The organism is Pseudomonas sp. GW822-FHT04C11 (assembly GCF_058800905.1).
This window is the reverse complement of sequence record NZ_JBXAMS010000006.1, coordinates 55,379-73,945: the sequence shown is the minus strand read 5'-3', so window position 1 is coordinate 73,945 and position 18,567 is coordinate 55,379. Positions and strand designations below refer to the sequence as shown.

The following is an 18,567-nucleotide window of genomic DNA, read 5'->3' as shown; positions in this document are numbered from 1 at the left end:
CGCCTCCCGGCATGAAATCCGTACTTCGATCTCGAGAGTGGCCGATTATTAATGAGCACCTGGCTCATTCCACATACCGGGCCCGACTAAAAAACAGCGCCGTCCCGCTACCGATGGCATAGATCGAAGCGATGCCCACATCAAAGCCGGCAATGAAAGGCGGCAGCATGAAAATACTCATAAACCCCAGAGCGAACAGGGTGATGCCCAGCCATTTTCTGAGGCGGTAGGATTTCAGATAGAAGAAGAACAGCAGGAACACAGCGTAAGCACCGGCATACAAGCCATATTCGCTCATGGTCTATCCGCCTTGATTCGCTGCGGCGAAAACACCACTGGTGAGGATGGCGATACTCGTTCGTTGGGCATTGAGTAAATCCCCCTGTGGCCGGGTCAGGGGTTTGGAGATCCCGACCATCATTTGGCAGGGCAAATCCTTGGCGAGCATTTTGTCGTAGAGCTCCACCACCAGATTGTTCACTTCATAGTGGGCGGCTTTCGCTTCACCGAAATGCAGCGTTCTGAGGCTACCCCGTTCACTGGCTGACAGGGTGAAGCGCGATACGTTGAAGACAATTCCATGGTTGCCGGAAAACTGGTCACTCTCAAACTTCAATGCTCGCATCCTTGTCGAGTCTGGAAAGGCGAGGAGTCTGTCTTAGCCCATGGGCGTTCGCAAGCGCTTGGTAATACGCTGAAAAAGACTTTCATCTCGGGTGAAAGTGGAGGCGCTTTGACCTGCCCCTGTACTTCCCAACAACTTCGCTATCGAACGCTAGCGATGAAACGCAGGATTTCCCGCTCGACCTTTTCGGGCTGGTCGAGCTGTATCCAGTGTCCCGTATCCGCCACCACGGCGTGGGGTAACTCCGGTCGTAACGCGTAGAGCGCATTGGGATTGTCGTTCGCGCTACTGACCAGAAGAAAAACAGGACCTTTCCATGCATCCAGCGCGGGTTCCGGGTTCCAATTGGCGAACGCCACCGCAAACCCCAACCGTGCGGCCGCATCGACCGCAGCACAATCTTCCAGAACTCTGGACGTTACCTTTACGTTATTGCCCGCAATCGTGGCGTAGAACCCCTGTTGCACATCAAGGCTCGCAGGCCCGGCAAGCGCTTCCAGCATTCCGGCGCGAACCTCATCGGGAAGTGCCCTTGGATCGGTCGCGGGATCAAGCAGGAACACGCCAGCCACGCGGTCGGCGTATCTGGCGGCATAGTCCAGCGCTGCGGCGCCACTTCCGCTGTGGGCCACGATGATGAAACGCTCAAGCTTGAAGGCAGCGGCTGTATCGATGATGTCCTGCGCACGCCCTGCATATGAATAGTCAGCATCCGCAGCCGGGGAGCTGTCTCCGCTGCCCCGTGAATCAAGGGCATAGACTTTCCTGTCGCGTCCGATAGGTTCGAGCATTTCCGCCCACTGGCTTGCTCGACCGGAGTCCGCATGGAGGAAGAGCACCGGCAAACCTTCGCCGTTTCCTGCTTCAATCACCGCAAGATTGCCCTGCGTTCCAGCGAATATTGTCTGCTTCATAGTGTTCTCCTTTGTGTGTTCCGTACCGTCCGTGGAAAAAGATAAGCCGACGACAACGCCGATCAGCAGCGTAGGGCAAAGAAGGGGGGCAGGCTACGTTTTCTCATGTCCATGATCGTGGTCTCTCCCGTGTTTCCCCTGGGCAAAATCGCAACCACCGTCCTAGGACATTTCCCGCAAACCGTAGCGCCTTCCATGAACTGGCGGCTGCTCTTCTTCAGGGATAGTCTTCAGGTGTCGCTGCGCATCAGCGATCGGCTTTGACAGGCTGAGAAACGTAGCTTTCACTCCTCTTGATAAAACGGCATGCTTTCCCGCGTGCAGTTTCGTTCTGGCGGCTGTGCGTGGGGCATCTTCGGGTGCACCAGGTGCTTACGTTCCTGGTCTGTCAACCCGCGTACAGTTGCCACCCAATCCTGTTTGACAGCAGGGGCTGGCAGCTTCGTTAACCAACGTAAGGAGTTCTGCCATGAAGAAAGTTACTCCCAATCCGCCTGAAGCCCCGACCTCGTCTGCCTCTGATCCCGTAGATCCCGTCCCGCTCAGCGAAACCGCCCAACGCACCGTCAGTGCCCGTTTGCGTAACCCCAGTCACCCTGATCCCGTCAGCCATATATTCACCATTGTCCCCGACGTAGACACGGCAACCTTACTGGTCCACGCCAGCGAAACCCTCGCCTCGATCAACGCCATGACCACCGACCTGGCGTTCGAACTCGAAGGCTCGCGGCGCAATGTGGCACTGGCGATTCAGCAGTTGGCCGTGCTGGCCGAGTTGTTGGTAAACCGAGCACTGGACCACCTCGACCCGCCTGATGAGGCGGTTGAGAGTCAGCCTACCGTCCACCACTGAGTGGCCGTGCTCGTTTACCCAATGGAGGTTTGTCATGGATCGATACATGCCAGTCACTGGCATTGACTGCACCATCCCGTCACTGCTGATCGATACCCAAGCACCGCTCGACGTACTGCACGAAACCGCTGCCTACCGCATCCGTACCGCGACTGAACTGCTGGAGAACATTGCCGTGGGCGAGGGGATTCACAGTGAACTGGCGCGGGTGCTGGTGACTTCGCTGCGCGATGGTTGTGATTTGCTGGATGTGGTGGGGAGACGATTGCAGGTGGAGGTATTGTTGGTATGAGAAATGGGCGACCTTGTTTAGGTCGCCCATTTTAGTTGGGGTAGGAAAAGGGAGGGTGGATTACGTTTTACATCAGACGATGTAATCGTGGTCTGTTCCGTATTCTCCTCACCGCTCAGTAGTTTTCAGCGAACTCGTGAAACCTACTAAACACCTGAAACCCAACATAGTCGGACCGGTGCTTGTACTGAGTCCGGTAGTAGCAATCCCAGTAACTGATCATGCGATCTTGCGTCGCTTGAAAATACGTCTGATTATCCCGAATGAAGCTGCCGTAAAGCGTCGGACTGATTGTGGGCAGGTGGGCTTCAACGGTGTTAAGAATATCGATTACGTACTCGCCAGTAAGCTGGAAAACGAACGGGACAATCCATGGTTCGTGAACTGAAAGAATGCGTTCCAGTTGACGTTGACGCACACGCCCATCGTGGTGTCGTGTCAGAAGACATGAGTACAAGATGCTCTGAACACCAGTCAGCTGCCCACAGGCTTGCTCATCACCTTCGTGATGAATCCGATAAGGAATGATCAGGTTCTCTTCACCGATTTTGACCTCTATACCCCGATGCGTTGCTAGCCTGGTAAGGCCCATGATCTGGCTAAGACCTTCTGCCTCCAATCTGAGGGAGGATGGGAAAGCAGTGGTGATTGAGCCTAGTGGAACTGGTGGAAGGGAGGCAGAACAGAGCGACATGTGAATATCTCGACGGACTGGACGATTCACAGCATGCCTACTTTGGCAGAAAACAGCACGGTTGGATGGGGGATCTAGGTGGCTAGGTGAGTCTTAGCTAGCAGCCACCGGCAATTGGTGGGCATGGAGTAATGATGAGGGAACCAAACTTGCGCCAATCCTTGAGAAATGTCCTGTCGTGCGTAAAGTGCGTCCCATTTTGCCTGGCTTTTTCCTACTTTCTGATGGGCGAATTAATAGTTGGTATTATTCAAAATTCTGATGGCAATGCAGTTATTACGCATTTGGTTTTTTGGTTAATACATAAAAATTTCTTCTCTGGTCTCCATCAAATCCTGTGGCAAAGTCACTAATTTGATAGCCCCCTGGCGTAGCTATTTTTTGTACTAATGCGGGATCATTTTTGGCATCGTCTGGGATTTTGACGTACTCTGTATTCATCAATATACCAAATACTTTTCTCATGTCATTTCTCCATGCTATTTTTTCTTCCTCCTTAAGCTCATCAGCATGGGCAGGGATTTCATAGAGAACGGATGAGTGTCTGTCTTGCTCGATTTGTTTGATGTTATCTCCTGTTGCAATAGGTAGCGCTTGTATATCCTCTAATGTTAATCCTTGAGAAACCCCTTGTGAGATATCTGTTATTTTTTGTTGAGTGCGCGGCGACAGAAGATCCCATTCAATAGTAATTCTGTCTGTTGTTCCAGGTCCATAGAGCTTGTATTGCATGTCTCTATATTTGTCAATGGTAAAAGAAGAGGCGATGCCTCCCAATTTACTAATGCTTAGTTTTGCAATTTCACCCCGTAAAGGGCCTTGCATCCATTCGATTTTAGTAGAACCATTTTCTAAGGCATCATTTGATTGGAGTAGTCTTAGATGAAAGCCAATAGCATTTTTACTTCTATTTTTTTCTCTAACTCCCAAGAATGTAGATTCCAATGAATTGTTTTTTCCACCAAAAACAAATCCAAAACCTAGCCAACCTTCATCTGTAAATCCTTCCCTTTCAGTGTATGCAACAAAAGCGGATCCGCCAGTTTTTGCAATATTACTTATAAGGTAAGGGGGCATGATGTCACGATGATCCTTCATGCCAAAAATACTTTCTTGTTGTTGGGCGGCAAGCTCTAAGCCATTTCCTTTCTGACCATTCTTCAAATTTGTTAAGAAGTGAGCGTGTTCCCAATCAAGAGGGGTGAAAATAGTTGAGCCTATTCCAGGTATAACTTTTTTCCAGCCAGTCCCGTGCTTTTCAAAGCCAAAATTTTCGGGAGCAAAAAAATCTCGCGCTGCTGCAATTTCTAGCTCTCGTGGAGTATGTTTAGATGTAATCATGCGTTTAGTCCTTTAATCGTTCAGTCCTATAATTTGTCTCGCAGTATAGTCGTAGGTGATAAGAATATGAGTGGAGATTATTGTCTTGTTGTTACAAGTAGTTGCTGATTTTTATCTTTTGTACAATGTGTAAGCTGCGCCCCATTTGCGGCACCAGTAGTCCATGGTATTGAGCGTAAGTGCTCCATAACCCCCATATTCAAAGTCATCACCTGATCCCTGATGCTGTGCTCCCGATTCCTTTCCTGAGCCAGTACCTCATGATGCGTCCCGACGCAAAAGTCGAAAAAGTCTGTCTCTACCCCAAGCCCGTCGACTTCCGAAAATCCATTGATGGCCTCGCTGCGCTGGTCTAACGGGACAGTAGAGAAAAAACTGTCCTACTTTTTCTCCACGTCAGGCCGGTTCCCCGATGCACCACCACTGTACCGCGACCTCATCGTCAGGCTGAGTTACGTCATGCCCGTGCTCAATGAAATGCGCTGGCGTGTGCAACGCAAGAGCATCACTGATCCGCTCTGGCTTGAGAGCGTTGGTTTCACCGAGAAAACCCAGATAGTAGTCCCGGTCATAGAAGACGGTGATCTCGCTCTGATGAACCCATGGCCACACCAGCAGGCAGGCGACCCGGTAGTAACCCTGTGAGCGGTCAGCAGCGTTGGACAGGTGGCTAGCGGCTTCGAGCAGTTGCTGAATGCAAAAGGCCTGAACTTCGATCCTGGCTTGAGAGCCTTGAACCAGGGCTGCGTGCACCGGGATTTTCCAATGTGTGTAGCGCTCCATGTGCGCGGATCGTGGGTGAAACTCGTCGCGAAAACTGGAGGCCCAACGTTCCAGAGCGCGAAGGCGGCGGGGAATGCCTCTGAGTGGCTTGTTGCTGAGGGCGATTTGCCGCATTGATACGTCCTTGTGATGCCGAAAAGTCTTTCGTTGTTGTCTGCTGGCGCAATGGAAAAGTGGATGGGGCCACTTTCATATCAGCCAAAGCCTGCCCAGTATCAGTCCATGAAAACGGGCAAACTGCACCCAACCCAATAATTCACTGAATATCTTTCAAATAATCCTTAAGCGCAATCAGCGGACTATCAAGCTGCTCCAGCGTCTGCGCCGCGCTGAAATCTCCCGACAATCTATCCAGCTCCCGACCCAGCGGCGTACCCGCCCCACCTATCGCCTCAAGCGCCAGCCCCACGCATTCAGCCACTTTGACCTTGATCGTCTCGACATCACCTCTGCGTACCAGCAAGCCGAATACGTCCCGCTGGTAGTCGCCCATCATCAGGTCGTCACGCAGGATCGGGCTTTGATCTTCCGTTTCGTAAGCCAGCTTGAGGGAGAAGAGGGCGACTGTTTCCAGTGGTAATTCCATGGGGGGAATCCTTGTGAAATGGTCCGCCGGTCAAGGGGGGTGGAAGAGAAGCAGGATCAAAAGATCGTCCGAACGCGGCCCGAACCTTCGGCAGCTCCCACGGGGGCGGGGTGGCTTTTCTACAGGCGAAAAAAAAGGCCTTGCTAAGCAAGACCTTTCTTAATTTTGGTGCCCCGAGGGAGACTCGAACTCCCACTCCTTTCGAAAACGGATTTTGAATCCGCCGCGTCTACCAATTCCGCCATCAGGGCTCAATGGCGGCGAAGTATAGAGATGAGATAACCGTCGGTCAATCAGGTGCATGGAGAATTTTCACTATTTCCGCTAGACTTCCCGGCCCTGCTAGACGAACCCCATTATGCGCGTTGCTGACTTTACTTTCGAACTCCCTGATTCGCTGATCGCTCGCCACCCTTTGGCTGAGCGGCGCGGCAGTCGCCTGTTGACCCTGGATGGGCTCAGCGGCGCTCTGGCGCACCGTCAATTCACTGATTTGCTTGAGCATTTGCGCCCGGGCGATTTGATGGTGTTCAACAATACCCGGGTGATTCCGGCGCGGCTGTTTGGCCAGAAAGCTTCCGGCGGCAAGCTGGAAATTCTGGTCGAGCGGGTGCTCGATAGTCATCGCGTGCTGGCCCATGTGCGCTCCAGCAAGTCGCCGAAGCCGGGTTCGACGATCCTCATCGACGGTGGTGGCGAAGCGCAAATGCTCGCGCGTCATGATGCGTTGTTCGAACTGGGGTTCGCCGAAGAAGTGCTGCCGCTGCTCGACCGCGTCGGGCACATGCCGTTGCCTCCTTATATAGACCGCCCGGACGAAGGCTCGGACCGCGAGCGTTATCAGACGGTCTACGCCGAGCGCCTGGGCGCGGTGGCGGCACCGACGGCGGGGCTGCATTTCGATCAGCCGTTGCTCGAGGCGATTGCCGCCAAGGGTATCGAGACGGCGTTCGTGACCTTGCACGTCGGCGCGGGCACCTTTCAGCCGGTGCGGGTCGAGAAGATCGAAGATCACCACATGCACAGCGAATGGCTGGAAGTCGGCCAGGACGTGGTGGATGCGGTCGCTGCGTGCCGTGCGCGGGGTGGGCGCGTGGTGGCGGTGGGGACTACCAGCGTGCGTTCGCTGGAAAGCGCGGCGCGCGATGGCGTGCTCAAGCCGTTCAGCGGCGACACCGATATCTTTATCTACCCAGGCCGGCCGTTCCATGTGGTCGATGCCCTGGTCACCAACTTTCATTTGCCCGAATCCACGCTGTTGATGCTGGTTTCGGCGTTCGCCGGTTATCCCGAGACCATGGCCGCCTACAAGGCCGCCGTCGAGCATGGATACCGCTTTTTCAGCTACGGTGATGCGATGTTCATCACCCGTAATCCCGCACCGCGCGGCCCTGAGGATCAAGCATGAGTCGCACCAGTCGTATGTCTTTCGAATTGCTGGCCACTGACGGCAAGGCTCGCCGTGGTCGCCTGACGTTCCCGCGTGGCACTGTCGAAACCCCAGCCTTCATGCCGGTCGGCACGTACGGCACGGTCAAGGGCATGTTGCCGCGGGATATCGAGGCGACTGGCGCCGAGATCATTCTGGGTAACACCTTTCACCTGTGGTTGCGTCCTGGCACGGAAGTGATCAAGAAGCACGGCGACCTGCACGATTTCATGCAGTGGAAAGGCCCGATCCTGACCGACTCCGGCGGTTTCCAGGTGTTCAGCCTGGGCGCCATGCGCAAGATCAAGGAGGAGGGCGTGACCTTCGCTTCTCCGGTGGATGGCGCGAAAGTGTTCATGGGCCCGGAAGAGTCGATGCAGGTTCAGCGCGACCTGGGCTCCGACATCGTGATGATTTTCGACGAATGCACGCCGTACCCGGCCGATGAAGACGTGGCGCGGGTGTCCATGGAGTTGTCGTTGCGCTGGGCTCAGCGTTCGAAAAACGCTCATGGCGATAACACCGCGGCGCTGTTCGGCATCGTTCAGGGCGGCATGCACCAGGACCTGCGCATGCGCTCCCTGGAAGGCCTCGACAAGATCGGTTTTGATGGCCTGGCGATCGGCGGTCTGTCGGTCGGCGAGCCCAAGCACGAGATGATCAAGGTGCTGGATTATCTACCAGGCCAGATGCCGGCTGACAAACCTCGTTACCTTATGGGCGTTGGCAAACCGGAAGACTTGGTTGAGGGTGTGCGCCGCGGTGTGGACATGTTCGATTGCGTGATGCCAACCCGTAATGCCCGCAATGGGCACTTGTTCATTGATACTGGCGTGCTGAAGATCCGTAACGCGTTCCATCGCCATGATGATTCGCCGCTCGATCCGACCTGCGATTGCTATACCTGCCAGAACTTCTCCCGTGCTTATCTGCATCATCTGGACAAGTGTGGAGAAATGCTGGGTAGCATGTTGAATACAATCCACAATTTGCGCCATTACCAGGTACTTATGGCTGGTTTGCGCGAGGCTATTCAACAGGGTACATTGGCCGCCTTTGTCGATGCCTTCTACGCCAAACGCGGGTTACCCGTACCGCCTTTGGACTGAGTTTTCTGACCCCAAGATTCAACATTTGCAACTGGAGTGCTAAATGAGCTTTTTTATCTCTAATGCCATGGCTGATGCTGGTGCCCCTGCGGCAGGCCCAATGGGCGGCGGCTTTGAGTGGATTTTCCTGGTCGGCTTCCTGGTCATCTTCTACCTGATGATCTGGCGTCCACAGGCCAAGCGCGCCAAAGAGCAGAAGAACCTGCTGAGCAGCCTGCAGAAAGGCGACGAAGTTGTGACCACCGGCGGTATTGCCGGCAAGATCACTAAAGTGGCAGATGATTTCGTTGTTCTGGAAGTTTCCGACACTGTCGAAATGAAATTCCAAAAAGGCGCCATTGCCGCCACGCTGCCAAAAGGCACGCTAAAAGCGATCTAAGTTTCAACTTCTACTCAATCGACGGGGCGCGCAAGGCGCCCCGCGTCATAAGCGGGCGGCGTGATGCTGAACAAATACCCTCTGTGGAAATACATTCTGATCCTGGCGGTGCTGGCGGTCGGTCTGATTTATTCCGCTCCCAATCTTTATCCTGACGATCCGGCCATTCAGGTCAGCGGTGCAAGCACTGCGCTGCAGGTCAATCAGGCTGATCTGGATCGCGTGAGCAAAGCGCTCAACGATGCCGGGATCAACGTCAAGGCGGCCACTCTGTCGGCCAATGGCAAGGGCGGTTTGTTGCGCCTGACCAAGGCGGAAGACCAACTGCCAGCCAAAGACGTCGTGCGCAAGGCGCTGGGTGATGACTACGTCGTCGCACTGAACCTGGCACAAACCACTCCGCAATGGCTGCGCACTGTCGGCGCGCATCCGATGAAGCTGGGTCTGGACTTGTCCGGTGGTGTGCACTTCCTGCTTGAAGTGGACATGGAAAAAGCCCTCGATGCCCGCCTGAAAGTCTACGAAGGCGACGTCAAGAGCCTGCTGCGTAAAGAGAAACTGCGCTATCGCAGCCTGCCGCAGATCAATGGCGCCATTCAGCTGGGTTTCAGTGATGAATCTGCCCGCGAAGATGCTCGTGCGCTGATCCGCAAGAACTTCAACGATTTCGACATTGTTCCGGCCGACCTCAATGGCCAACCGGTACTGCGTCTGGCGATGACCCCGGCCAAGCTGGCGGAAATCCGCGAATACTCCATCAAGCAGAACTTGACCACGGTGCGTAACCGCGTCAACGAGCTGGGTGTTGCCGAACCGATCGTTCAGCGTCAGGGTGCCAACCGCATCGTGGTTGAGCTGCCAGGCGTGCAAGACACTGCCGAAGCCAAGCGTATTCTCGGCAAGACGGCTAACCTGGAGTTCCGTCTGGCGGCAGAGCCGGGTGCGTCCAAAGCCACTTCCGAGACCTTCGAGTTCCGTGAGGGCAAGCGTCCTCCAGCGCAAATCGAGCGTGGCCTGATCATCACTGGCGACCAGGTAACTGACGCCAAGGCTGGTTTCGGTGAGCACGGTACGCCGGAAGTGAACATTCGTCTGGACGGTCACGGCGGTGAGCTGATGAACCGTGCGACGCGCTCCAACGTCGGTCGCAGCATGGCGGTGATCTTCATCGAGCAACGCCCGGTGACGACTTACGTCAAGCAGATGGTCAACGGCGTCGAGAAAGACGTGCCGGTCCAGAGCTTCAAGGAAGAGAAGAAGATCATCAGCCTGGCGACCATCCAGTCGCCGCTGGGTGCTCAGTTCCGCATCACTGGCCTGAACGGTCAGGGCGAATCCTCGGAGCTGGCCTTGCTGCTGCGCGCCGGTGGCCTGGCGGCGCCGATGTACTTTGCTGAAGAACGCACCATCGGTCCAAGCCTGGGTGCTGACAACATCACCAAGGGTATCGATGCGTCGTTGTGGGGCATGTTGTTCGTTTCGCTGTTCATCATGGCCATCTACCGCTTCTTCGGCCTGATCGCCACGGTTGCACTGGCGGTGAACATGGTACTGCTGCTGGCCTTGATGTCGCTGCTGGGGGCAACGCTGACCCTGCCGGGTATCGCCGGTATCGTCTTGACCATGGGTATGGCGGTCGACGCCAACGTACTGATCTTCTCGCGGATACGTGAAGAGATCGCGGCCGGCATGACCGTGCAGCGGGCAATCAACGAAGGCTTCGGTCGGGCATTCACCGCGATTCTCGACGCCAACCTGACCACTCTGTTGGTCGGCGGCATCCTCTTTGCGATGGGCACCGGCCCGGTCAAAGGTTTTGCAGTGACCATGTCCCTCGGGATCTTTACCTCGATGTTCACGGCCATCATGGTGACCCGCGCGATGGTCAACCTGATCTTCGGCGGTCGTGACTTCAAGAAGTTGTGGATTTAAGGGGCTGCCATGTTACGTACTATCAACTTCATGGGCGTTCGCAACGTTGCGTTCGGCGTCACATTGTTCCTTACCGCTCTGGCGTTGTTCAGCTGCTTCCACAAGGGCATGAACTACGGTCTGGACTTCACCGGCGGTACGCTCATCGAGCTGACCTACGAGCGTCCGGCCGACGTCTTGAAAGTTCGTTCCCAGCTGACTGAGGCGGGTTATCACGAAGCGATCGTTCAGAGCTTCGGCGCGACCACCGATTTGCTGGTGCGTATGCCTGGCGAAGACCCGCAACTGGGTCACCAGGTCGCTGAAGCGCTGCAGAAAGTCGGCGGCGACAACCCGGCTGTGGTCAAGCGTGTCGAGTTCGTCGGTCCGCAGGTGGGTGAAGAGCTGCGCGACCAGGGCGGCCTCGGCATGCTGATGGCGCTGGGCGGCATTCTGATCTATCTGGCATTCCGCTTTCAGTGGAAGTTCGCGGTTGGTGCGATTGTCTCGTTGATCCACGACGTGATCGTGACCGTGGGTATCCTGTCGTTCTTCCAGATCACCTTCGACCTGACGGTGCTGGCGGCGGTACTGGCGATCATTGGTTACTCGCTCAACGACACCATCGTGGTATTCGACCGGGTTCGTGAGAACTTCCGTGTACTGCGCAAGGCCAGCCTGATCGAGAACATCAACATCTCGACCACGCAAACCCTGCTGCGGACCATGGCGACGTCGATCTCCACCTTGCTGGCGATTGCAGCGCTGCTGTTCTTCGGTGGCGACAACCTGTTCGGCTTCTCCATTGCGCTGTTTATCGGCGTTCTGGCGGGTACTTACTCGTCGATCTACATCGCTAACGTGGTGCTGATCTGGCTGAACCTGAGCAGCGAGGACCTGATTCCTCCGGCCAATACCGAGAAGGAAGTGGACGACCGTCCTTGAGGCGTTATTTCCTCTCGTTATAACCAGAAGGCGCGAGTATTGAACTCGCGCCTTTTTTTATGCTCCAAGGTTTGGAAAGGCGCGGGCACGTCCCGCATGTGATGGTCAGGAGGTTCATGTGAACAAGTCGTTACTGGTTGGTGCGGTATTGGGTGCTGTCGGTGTGACTGCCGGAGGCGCTGTTGCCACCTACAGCCTGGTAAAAAGCGGCGGACCTGAGTATGCGCAAGTACTGGCAGTCGAGCCGGTCAAAACACAGATCAAGACCCCACGTGAAGTGTGCAGGGATGTACCGGTTACCCGGCAGGCGCCGGTGAAGGATGAGCATCAGATCCTCGGTACGGTGATCGGTGCGGTCGGCGGTGGTTTGTTGGGTAACATGGTCGGTGGTGGTAATGGCAAGAAGCTCGCCACGGTCGCCGGTGCAGTTGGTGGCGGTTACGCGGGTAACAAGGTGCAGGAAGGCATGCAGGAGCGTGATACCTCCACCACGATGCAAAGACGTTGCGAGACGGTCCATGACGTCAGCGACAAGCTCGTAGGCTATGACGTTCGGTATTCGCTGGGCGGCAAGGAAGGCAAAGTGCGGATGGATCGTGATCCGGGCAACCAGATCCCGGTCGACAAGGACGGTCATTTGATCCTGGGACAGAACCAGCCTGCTCAAAAATAAGCTGAATTGCAGGCATAAAAAAAGCACCCCGAAGGGTGCTTTTTTGTGCCTGGCGTTTAGCGTTTCAGCGAGGCTGGCAGGTGCGGCTGGATGGCCGTCAGTACTGCTTTGAAGCATTTGGTGTTGCCGGCAACGATGTGGCCTTTTTCAAGGAAGTCGTGACCGCCGGTGAAGTCGCTCACCAGGCCGCCAGCTTCCTGGATCAGCAGGGCGCCTGCCGCCATGTCCCACTCGGACAGGCCCGACTCCCAGAAGGCGTCGAAACGGCCGGCAGCTACATAAGCCAGGTCCAGGCTCGCTGCGCCAGCGCGGCGGATGCCGGCGGTCTGGCCAACCAGGGCGCGGAACATGCCCAGGTAGTTGTCGAGGTTGTCCATCTGGTCGTCACGGAACGGGAAGCCGGTACCCAGCAGGGCGCCGTCCAGGCTGGTGCGACCGCTGACGCGCAGACGACGACCGTTCAGTTGAGCGCCGCGACCACGGCTGGCGGTGAATTCTTCCTGGCGAACCGGGTCCAGAACCACTGCGTGTTCCAGGCGACCACGGTATTTGCAGGCGATGCTGACAGCGAAGTGAGGAATGCCGCGCAGGAAGTTGGTGGTGCCGTCCAGTGGGTCGATGATCCACAGGTATTCTTCGCCTTCGATCCCGTTGCCTGCGTGCATGCCGGTCTCTTCACCCATGATCGAATGATTCGGGTAAGCCTTGCGCAGTGCGTCGATGATTTTCTGTTCGGCAGCGCGATCCACTTCGGACACGTAGTCCTTGGCGTCTTTTTCGTCGACCTTGATGGTATCCAGGCGCTCGATGGAGCGGAAAATCAATTCACTGGCGCTGCGGGCGGCGCGCAGCGCGATATTCAGCATGGGCTGCATGGATGTGTCACCTAAGGTTGTTAAAGAAAGCCGAGCATTCTATCAGAAAGTTTCTACAGGTGAAGGTCGACGTTCGCTTTCATAGCTTAACGGTAGGATGAACTGTAAGATTTGCTCCCTAATTTCCCTGTCAGAGAGCGCCTCCTTTGCTGCAGAACATTCGTGTCGTCCTGGTCAATACCAGCCATCCGGGGAATATCGGCGGGGCTGCGCGTGCCATGAAGAACATGGGGCTGTCGCGACTGGTGCTGGTCGAGCCGCGCCTGTTCCCGCACCACGAAGCCGATGCGCGAGCTTCCGGTGCCGGTGACATCCTGGAAAGCGCCCAAGTCGTCGCCACGCTGGAAGATGCGCTGGTCGGCTGCAACCTGGTGCTGGGCACCAGCGCGCGTGACCGTCGTATCCCTTGGCCGCTGCTCGATCCCCGTGAATGCGGGACTAAAGTGGTTGAGGAGGCAGCGCAAGGCGCCGAGATTGCTTTGGTCTTTGGCCGTGAAGATTCCGGTCTGACCAATGAAGAGCTGCAGCGATGTCATTATCACGTGCACATCCCATCAGACCCTGAGTTCAGTTCGCTGAACCTTGGGGCGGCGGTGCAGGTGTTGAGCTATGAAGTGCGCATGTCCTGGTTGGCGGCCCAAGGTCAACCAAGCAAGATTGAGAAGGAAGAAGTGGCGTCGACCAAGAGTGGCGAGCTGGCGACCATGGATGAGCTTGAGCGATTCTATGAGCACCTGGAGCAGACACTGGTGGCCATCGAATTTCTCGATCCGGAAAAACCGCGGCACTTGATGGCGCGCCTGCGTCGGTTGTACGGACGAAGCTCGGTCAGCCGGGCGGAAATGAATATTTTGCGTGGCATCCTCACGGAAACCCAAAAAGCGGCCCGTGGTGAGCTTCTTAAACGGAAGGATTAATGATGTTCGAGCGTTTGCGTGAAGATATCCAGAGCGTTTTCCACCGTGACCCGGCGGCACGTAATGCGTTTGAGGTGTTGACCTGCTACCCCGGCATGCACGCCATCTGGATTCATCGACTGTCTGCTGCTCTGTGGGGTATGGGCTGGAAATGGCTGGCGCGGTTGGTATCGAACTTCGGCCGCTGGTTGACCGGAATCGAGATTCATCCGGGCGCCAAGGTCGGTCGTCGCTTCTTTATTGACCATGGCATGGGCATCGTTATCGGTGAAACCGCCGAGATCGGCAATGACGTGACGCTGTATCAGGGCGTGACCCTCGGCGGTACCAGCTGGAACAAAGGCAAGCGCCACCCGACGCTGGAAGATGGCGTAGTGGTGGGGGCAGGCGCCAAGGTGTTGGGGCCGTTCACCGTGGGGGCGGGGGCCAAAGTGGGCTCCAATGCGGTGGTGACCAAGGCTGTGCCGGCGGGGGCGACAGTGGTCGGAATTCCGGGGCGGATTATCGTCAAGTCCGATGATGAGCTGGAAGCCAGGCGCAAGGCCATGGCCGAGAAGATTGGTTTTGATGCCTACGGCGTCAGTGAAGACATGCCGGACCCGGTGGCGCGTGCCATCGGTCAGTTGCTGGATCACTTGCAAGCGGTCGATGGTCGACTGGAAGGCATGTGCGGCGCGCTCAAGGACCTGGGCAGCCCTTACTGTGCCAAGGACTTGCCTGAGCTGCGCGAAGAAGACTTCGCCTGCGTCAAAGGCAAGGATGAAAGCCAGGCCAGCTGATCGCACGGTTTCTGTAGCAGCTGGCGCAGCCTGCGTTCGAGCGCGAAGCGGTCGTGATTCGGCTGGCGCGATGCCCCTGAAAGAACTCGCGCGCAGGCTTTGCGACCGCTCCGCGCTCGAACGCAGGCTGCGCCAGCTGCTACGGGTGGGTGTCGTGCGTCGCAGGTGTGCTATTGAGCCGCAGATCCTGCTATAGTGCGCGCGCTCTTTTGCGGGTAAACCTGACTAAAGTACTAGGTCTTATAGTTGACTTGAATACTCGGGAATTGCATACTCGCCCCCATCCCGTAACTCCGTGGTAATTGTCCATGCGACTGACTACAAAAGGCCGATACGCTGTCACCGCCATGCTTGACCTGGCGTTGCACGCGCAACATGGCCCGGTGTCCCTGGCCGATATCTCTGAGCGCCAAGGCATTTCCCTGTCCTACCTCGAACAGCTCTTCGCCAAATTGCGCCGCAGCAATCTGGTTTCCAGTGTCCGTGGACCAGGCGGTGGCTACCAGCTATCGCGTGACATGCAGGGCATCCAGGTCGCTCAGGTGATCGATGCGGTAAACGAATCGGTCGATGCAACCAAATGCCAGGGGCTGGGTGATTGCCATGGCGGCGACACCTGCCTGACCCACCATTTGTGGTGTGATCTGAGCCTGCAAATCCACGAATTTCTGAGCGGTATCAGCTTGGCTGACCTTGTCACTCGCCGTGAAGTGCAAGAAGTAGCCCAGCGTCAGGACCAGCGTCGTTGCAACAGCAAGGCGTCGCGTCTGGACAAGATTGAAGCGTCCGCCGTCGAATGACAGCCAAAGAGCTAGCGGCACGCCAGCCAGCCTGAATTAGGAGAGAGTCCATGAAATTGCCGATTTACCTTGATTACTCTGCGACCACCCCGGTTGATCCGCGTGTCGCGCAAAAGATGAGTGAATGCCTGCTGGTCGACGGAAACTTCGGTAACCCGGCGTCCCGCTCCCACGTGTTCGGCTGGAAAGCCGAAGAATCGGTCGAAAACGCTCGCCGCCAGGTCGCCGACCTGGTCAACGCCGACCCGCGTGAAATCGTCTGGACCTCCGGTGCCACCGAGTCCGACAACCTGGCAATCAAGGGTGTCGCGCATTTCTATGGCACCAAAGGCAAGCACCTGATCACCACCAAGATCGAACACAAGGCGGTCCTCGACACCATGCGCCAACTGGAGCGCGAAGGTTTCGAAGTCACCTACCTCGATCCTCGTGAAGACGGTCTGGTAACGCCTGAGATGATCGAAGCCGCGCTGCGCGATGACACCATCCTGGTGTCGGTCATGCACGTGAACAACGAAATCGGCACCATCAACGACATCGCAGCCATCGGCGAACTGACCCGTTCCAAGGGCATCCTGTTCCACGTCGACGCTGCGCAGTCCACTGGCAAGGTCGAGATCGACCTGCAAAAGCTGAAAGTCGACCTGATGTCCTTCTCGGCTCACAAGACCTACGGCCCTAAAGGCATCGGCGCGCTGTACGTCAGCCGCAAGCCGCGTGTTCGCCTTGAAGCGACCATGCACGGCGGCGGTCACGAGCGCGGCATGCGTTCCGGCACCCTGGCCACTCACCAGATCGTTGGCATGGGCGAAGCCTTCCGTGTAGCCAAGGAAGACATGGCTAGCGAAAACGTTCGGATCAAAGCCCTGAGCGACCGTTTCTTCAAGCAGGTCGAAGGCCTCGAAGAGCTGTACGTCAACGGCAGCCTGACCGCCCGTGTTCCGCACAACCTGAACCTGAGCTTCAACTACGTTGAAGGCGAGTCGCTGATCATGGCGCTCAAGGACCTGGCGGTATCGTCCGGTTCGGCCTGCACCTCGGCGTCGCTTGAGCCTTCGTACGTACTGCGCGCCCTGGGCCGCAACGACGAACTGGCACACAGCTCGATTCGCTTCACCTTCGGCCGCTTCACCACCGAAGAAGAAATCGATTATGCCGCGCAGAAAGTCTGCGAGGCCGTCACCAAGCTGCGCGCTCTGTCGCCGCTGTGGGACATGTACAAAGACGGCGTCGACATTTCGAAGATCGAGTGGGCGGCACACTAACGAATTAAGTCGCCGCACAGGGGCTTTGCAAGCCGGTTGAAAGGTTGGCTTGCAGGGCTCCAAGAGCGACTCTCTGATGAGTGAGGATTGAATCATGGCTTACAGCGAAAAGGTCATCGACCACTACGAGAACCCGCGTAACGTCGGCAAGATGGACGCGGAAGATCCTGATGTCGGCACCGGCATGGTCGGCGCTCCAGCATGCGGCGACGTTATGCGCCTGCAAATCAAGGTCAACGAGCAAGGCATCATCGAAGACGCCAAGTTCAAGACCTACGGCTGCGGCTCTGCCATTGCCTCCAGCTCCCTCGCTACCGAGTGGATGAAGGGCAAGACTCTGGACGAAGCAGAGACCATCAAGAACACCCAGCTGGCTGAAGAACTGGCCTTGCCGCCAGTGAAAATCCACTGCTCGGTACTCGCTGAAGACGCCATCAAGGCTGCCGTTCGCGATTACAAGCAGAAGAAAGGCTTGATCTGACTTTCAAGTATTGGCGACGAGTAAGGAGTCACCGATGGCTATCAGCATGACAGAAGCGGCTGCTCAACACGTGCGACGCTCCCTCGACGGGCGCGGCAAGGGTGATGGGATTCGTCTGGGTGTTCGCACCACGGGCTGTTCCGGCCTTGCCTACGTGCTGGAGTTTGTCGATGAGGTAGGGGCCGACGATCAGGTCTTCGTCAGTCATGGCGAGAAAGTGATCATCGATCCGAAAAGCCTGGCGTACCTGGACGGCACCGAGCTCGATTTCGTCAAGGAAGGGTTGAACGAAGGCTTCAAGTTCAACAATCCCAACGTACGCGGTGAATGTGGCTGCGGCGAAAGCTTCAACATCTGAGGCTGCTCGTGGGTACTCCTTGTCATTTCGCATTATTTGAGCTGCAACCGAGCTTCAATCTGGACCTCGATCAGCTGGCTACGCGCTACCGTGAGTTGGCGCGCGGCGTTCATCCAGACCGCTTTGCTGACGCTTCCGAGCGTGAGCAACGGCTGGCGCTAGAGCAATCCGCTAGCCTCAACGAGGCCTACCAGACGCTCAAAAGTCCCCCCAAGCGCGCGCGTTACCTGCTCGCCATGGGTGGTCGCGAGCTGCCGCTGGAGGTCACGGTGCATGATCCGGAATTTCTTCTGCAGCAGATGCAATGGCGCGAAGAGCTCGAAGACCTGCAAGACAGTGCCGATCTGGCCGGGATTGTGGTATTCAAGCGCCGCCTGAAGGTCGCTCAGGATGTACTGAACGAAAGCTTCGCAGCTTGCTGGAATGATGCAGTGCAGCGTGAACAGGCCGAACGCCTGATGCGGCGCATGCAGTTCCTCGACAAGCTCACCTACGAAGTGCGCCAGTTAGAAGAGCGCCTCGACGATTAACCCAGTGCCGCCTCGGTCGCACGCCTGA

Annotated in this window: 22 protein-coding genes, 1 tRNA gene and 1 pseudogene; 15 read left to right on the top strand and 9 right to left on the bottom strand. The window is 56.5% G+C overall.

Annotated features, from left to right (window positions below):
• Positions 1 to 64: 64 nt before the first annotated feature.
• The 3 genes and pseudogenes from AC1RJ3_RS11860 to AC1RJ3_RS11850 form a co-directional block, all read right to left on the bottom strand.
• Positions 65 to 298 carry a hypothetical protein gene (locus tag AC1RJ3_RS11860; protein ID WP_493079079.1) on the bottom strand — a complete coding sequence of 78 codons (234 nt, stop codon included), beginning with the start codon at positions 296 to 298 and terminating at the stop codon, positions 65 to 67.
• Positions 299 to 316: 18 nt separating this feature from the next.
• Positions 317 to 616, bottom strand: a pseudogene (locus AC1RJ3_RS11855) (hypothetical protein); the annotation flags it as partial.
• Between the two features lie 149 nt (positions 617 to 765).
• On the bottom strand, positions 766 to 1,539 hold the full coding sequence (locus tag AC1RJ3_RS11850) for an alpha/beta fold hydrolase (RefSeq protein WP_493079077.1): 774 nt from the start codon (positions 1,537 to 1,539) through the stop codon (positions 766 to 768).
• Positions 1,540 to 2,008: 469 nt separating this feature from the next.
• On the opposite strand from AC1RJ3_RS11850, the gene AC1RJ3_RS11845 reads away from it, so the two are divergent.
• Complete coding sequence (locus AC1RJ3_RS11845; protein ID WP_493079075.1) at positions 2,009 to 2,392, top strand: DUF6124 family protein; 384 nt, start codon at positions 2,009 to 2,011, stop codon at positions 2,390 to 2,392.
• Between the two features lie 34 nt (positions 2,393 to 2,426).
• Positions 2,427 to 2,684: a hypothetical protein gene (locus tag AC1RJ3_RS11840; RefSeq protein ID WP_103318084.1), complete on the top strand. Its 258-nt coding sequence runs from the start codon at positions 2,427 to 2,429 to the stop codon at positions 2,682 to 2,684.
• A gap of 115 nt (positions 2,685 to 2,799) precedes the next feature.
• On the opposite strand, the gene AC1RJ3_RS11835 is transcribed toward AC1RJ3_RS11840, so the two are convergent.
• From AC1RJ3_RS11835 to AC1RJ3_RS11815, 5 genes are all read right to left on the bottom strand, one after another.
• On the bottom strand, positions 2,800 to 3,378 hold the full coding sequence (locus tag AC1RJ3_RS11835) for a hypothetical protein (RefSeq protein WP_493079073.1): 579 nt from the start codon (positions 3,376 to 3,378) through the stop codon (positions 2,800 to 2,802).
• Between the two features lie 276 nt (positions 3,379 to 3,654).
• Positions 3,655 to 4,719, bottom strand: a complete 1,065-nt coding sequence (locus AC1RJ3_RS11830; RefSeq protein ID WP_493079071.1) for a hypothetical protein — start codon at positions 4,717 to 4,719, stop codon at positions 3,655 to 3,657.
• A gap of 396 nt (positions 4,720 to 5,115) precedes the next feature.
• On the bottom strand, positions 5,116 to 5,616 hold the full coding sequence (locus AC1RJ3_RS11825) for a DUF3916 domain-containing protein (protein WP_347929006.1): 501 nt from the start codon (positions 5,614 to 5,616) through the stop codon (positions 5,116 to 5,118).
• Positions 5,617 to 5,758: 142 nt separating this feature from the next.
• The gene (locus AC1RJ3_RS11820; RefSeq protein ID WP_347929007.1) at positions 5,759 to 6,088 is read right to left on the bottom strand and encodes a hypothetical protein; all 330 of its coding nucleotides are present in this window, start codon (positions 6,086 to 6,088) and stop codon (positions 5,759 to 5,761) included.
• A 166-nt stretch (positions 6,089 to 6,254) separates the two neighbouring features.
• Positions 6,255 to 6,339 (bottom strand) — tRNA-Leu (locus AC1RJ3_RS11815).
• A 107-nt stretch (positions 6,340 to 6,446) separates the two neighbouring features.
• On the opposite strand from AC1RJ3_RS11815, the gene queA reads away from it, so the two are divergent.
• The 6 genes from queA (at position 6,447) to AC1RJ3_RS11785 (ending at position 12,534) form a co-directional block, all read left to right on the top strand.
• Positions 6,447 to 7,496: a tRNA preQ1(34) S-adenosylmethionine ribosyltransferase-isomerase QueA gene (gene queA / locus AC1RJ3_RS11810; protein WP_054595790.1), complete on the top strand. Its 1,050-nt coding sequence runs from the start codon at positions 6,447 to 6,449 to the stop codon at positions 7,494 to 7,496.
• A 14-nt stretch (positions 7,497 to 7,510) separates the two neighbouring features.
• Positions 7,511 to 8,626, top strand: a complete 1,116-nt coding sequence (gene tgt, locus AC1RJ3_RS11805) for a tRNA guanosine(34) transglycosylase Tgt (RefSeq protein WP_162130405.1) — start codon at positions 7,511 to 7,513, stop codon at positions 8,624 to 8,626.
• Between the two features lie 43 nt (positions 8,627 to 8,669).
• A complete protein-coding gene (yajC, locus tag AC1RJ3_RS11800) occupies positions 8,670 to 9,005 on the top strand; it encodes a preprotein translocase subunit YajC (RefSeq protein ID WP_019693477.1) in 336 nt (111 codons plus the stop codon).
• A gap of 63 nt (positions 9,006 to 9,068) precedes the next feature.
• Positions 9,069 to 10,937, top strand: coding sequence for a protein translocase subunit SecD (secD, locus tag AC1RJ3_RS11795; protein ID WP_103318072.1), 1,869 nt, complete (start codon positions 9,069 to 9,071; stop codon positions 10,935 to 10,937).
• 9 nt (positions 10,938 to 10,946) lie between these two features.
• Positions 10,947 to 11,861, top strand: a complete 915-nt coding sequence (gene secF / locus AC1RJ3_RS11790; protein ID WP_054595792.1) for a protein translocase subunit SecF — start codon at positions 10,947 to 10,949, stop codon at positions 11,859 to 11,861.
• A gap of 118 nt (positions 11,862 to 11,979) precedes the next feature.
• Positions 11,980 to 12,534: a glycine zipper 2TM domain-containing protein gene (locus AC1RJ3_RS11785; protein WP_103318070.1), complete on the top strand. Its 555-nt coding sequence runs from the start codon at positions 11,980 to 11,982 to the stop codon at positions 12,532 to 12,534.
• A gap of 56 nt (positions 12,535 to 12,590) precedes the next feature.
• Here the strand turns inward: AC1RJ3_RS11785 and suhB are convergent, their stop codons facing one another.
• Positions 12,591 to 13,409: a type III secretion system regulator SuhB gene (suhB, locus tag AC1RJ3_RS11780; protein ID WP_054595794.1), complete on the bottom strand. Its 819-nt coding sequence runs from the start codon at positions 13,407 to 13,409 to the stop codon at positions 12,591 to 12,593.
• Positions 13,410 to 13,555: 146 nt separating this feature from the next.
• Here suhB and trmJ point away from each other — a divergent pair, with 146 nt between their 5' ends.
• The 7 genes from trmJ to hscB all read left to right on the top strand — a co-directional run bounded on the left by trmJ (position 13,556) and on the right by hscB (position 18,539).
• Complete coding sequence (gene trmJ, locus AC1RJ3_RS11775) at positions 13,556 to 14,326, top strand: tRNA (cytosine(32)/uridine(32)-2'-O)-methyltransferase TrmJ (RefSeq protein ID WP_347929010.1); 771 nt, start codon at positions 13,556 to 13,558, stop codon at positions 14,324 to 14,326.
• A gap of 2 nt (positions 14,327 to 14,328) precedes the next feature.
• Complete coding sequence (gene cysE / locus AC1RJ3_RS11770) at positions 14,329 to 15,105, top strand: serine O-acetyltransferase (RefSeq protein WP_054595796.1); 777 nt, start codon at positions 14,329 to 14,331, stop codon at positions 15,103 to 15,105.
• A 308-nt stretch (positions 15,106 to 15,413) separates the two neighbouring features.
• The gene (iscR, locus tag AC1RJ3_RS11765; protein ID WP_054595797.1) at positions 15,414 to 15,905 is read left to right on the top strand and encodes a Fe-S cluster assembly transcriptional regulator IscR; all 492 of its coding nucleotides are present in this window, start codon (positions 15,414 to 15,416) and stop codon (positions 15,903 to 15,905) included.
• A gap of 50 nt (positions 15,906 to 15,955) precedes the next feature.
• Positions 15,956 to 17,170: an IscS subfamily cysteine desulfurase gene (locus AC1RJ3_RS11760; protein WP_054595798.1), complete on the top strand. Its 1,215-nt coding sequence runs from the start codon at positions 15,956 to 15,958 to the stop codon at positions 17,168 to 17,170.
• Between the two features lie 94 nt (positions 17,171 to 17,264).
• The gene (iscU, locus tag AC1RJ3_RS11755; RefSeq protein WP_003443374.1) at positions 17,265 to 17,651 is read left to right on the top strand and encodes a Fe-S cluster assembly scaffold IscU; all 387 of its coding nucleotides are present in this window, start codon (positions 17,265 to 17,267) and stop codon (positions 17,649 to 17,651) included.
• 34 nt (positions 17,652 to 17,685) lie between these two features.
• Positions 17,686 to 18,009, top strand: a complete 324-nt coding sequence (gene iscA, locus AC1RJ3_RS11750; RefSeq protein ID WP_019693468.1) for an iron-sulfur cluster assembly protein IscA — start codon at positions 17,686 to 17,688, stop codon at positions 18,007 to 18,009.
• Between the two features lie 8 nt (positions 18,010 to 18,017).
• Positions 18,018 to 18,539, top strand: a complete 522-nt coding sequence (hscB, locus tag AC1RJ3_RS11745; protein WP_054595799.1) for a co-chaperone HscB — start codon at positions 18,018 to 18,020, stop codon at positions 18,537 to 18,539.
• Positions 18,540 to 18,567: the final 28 nt, after the last annotated feature.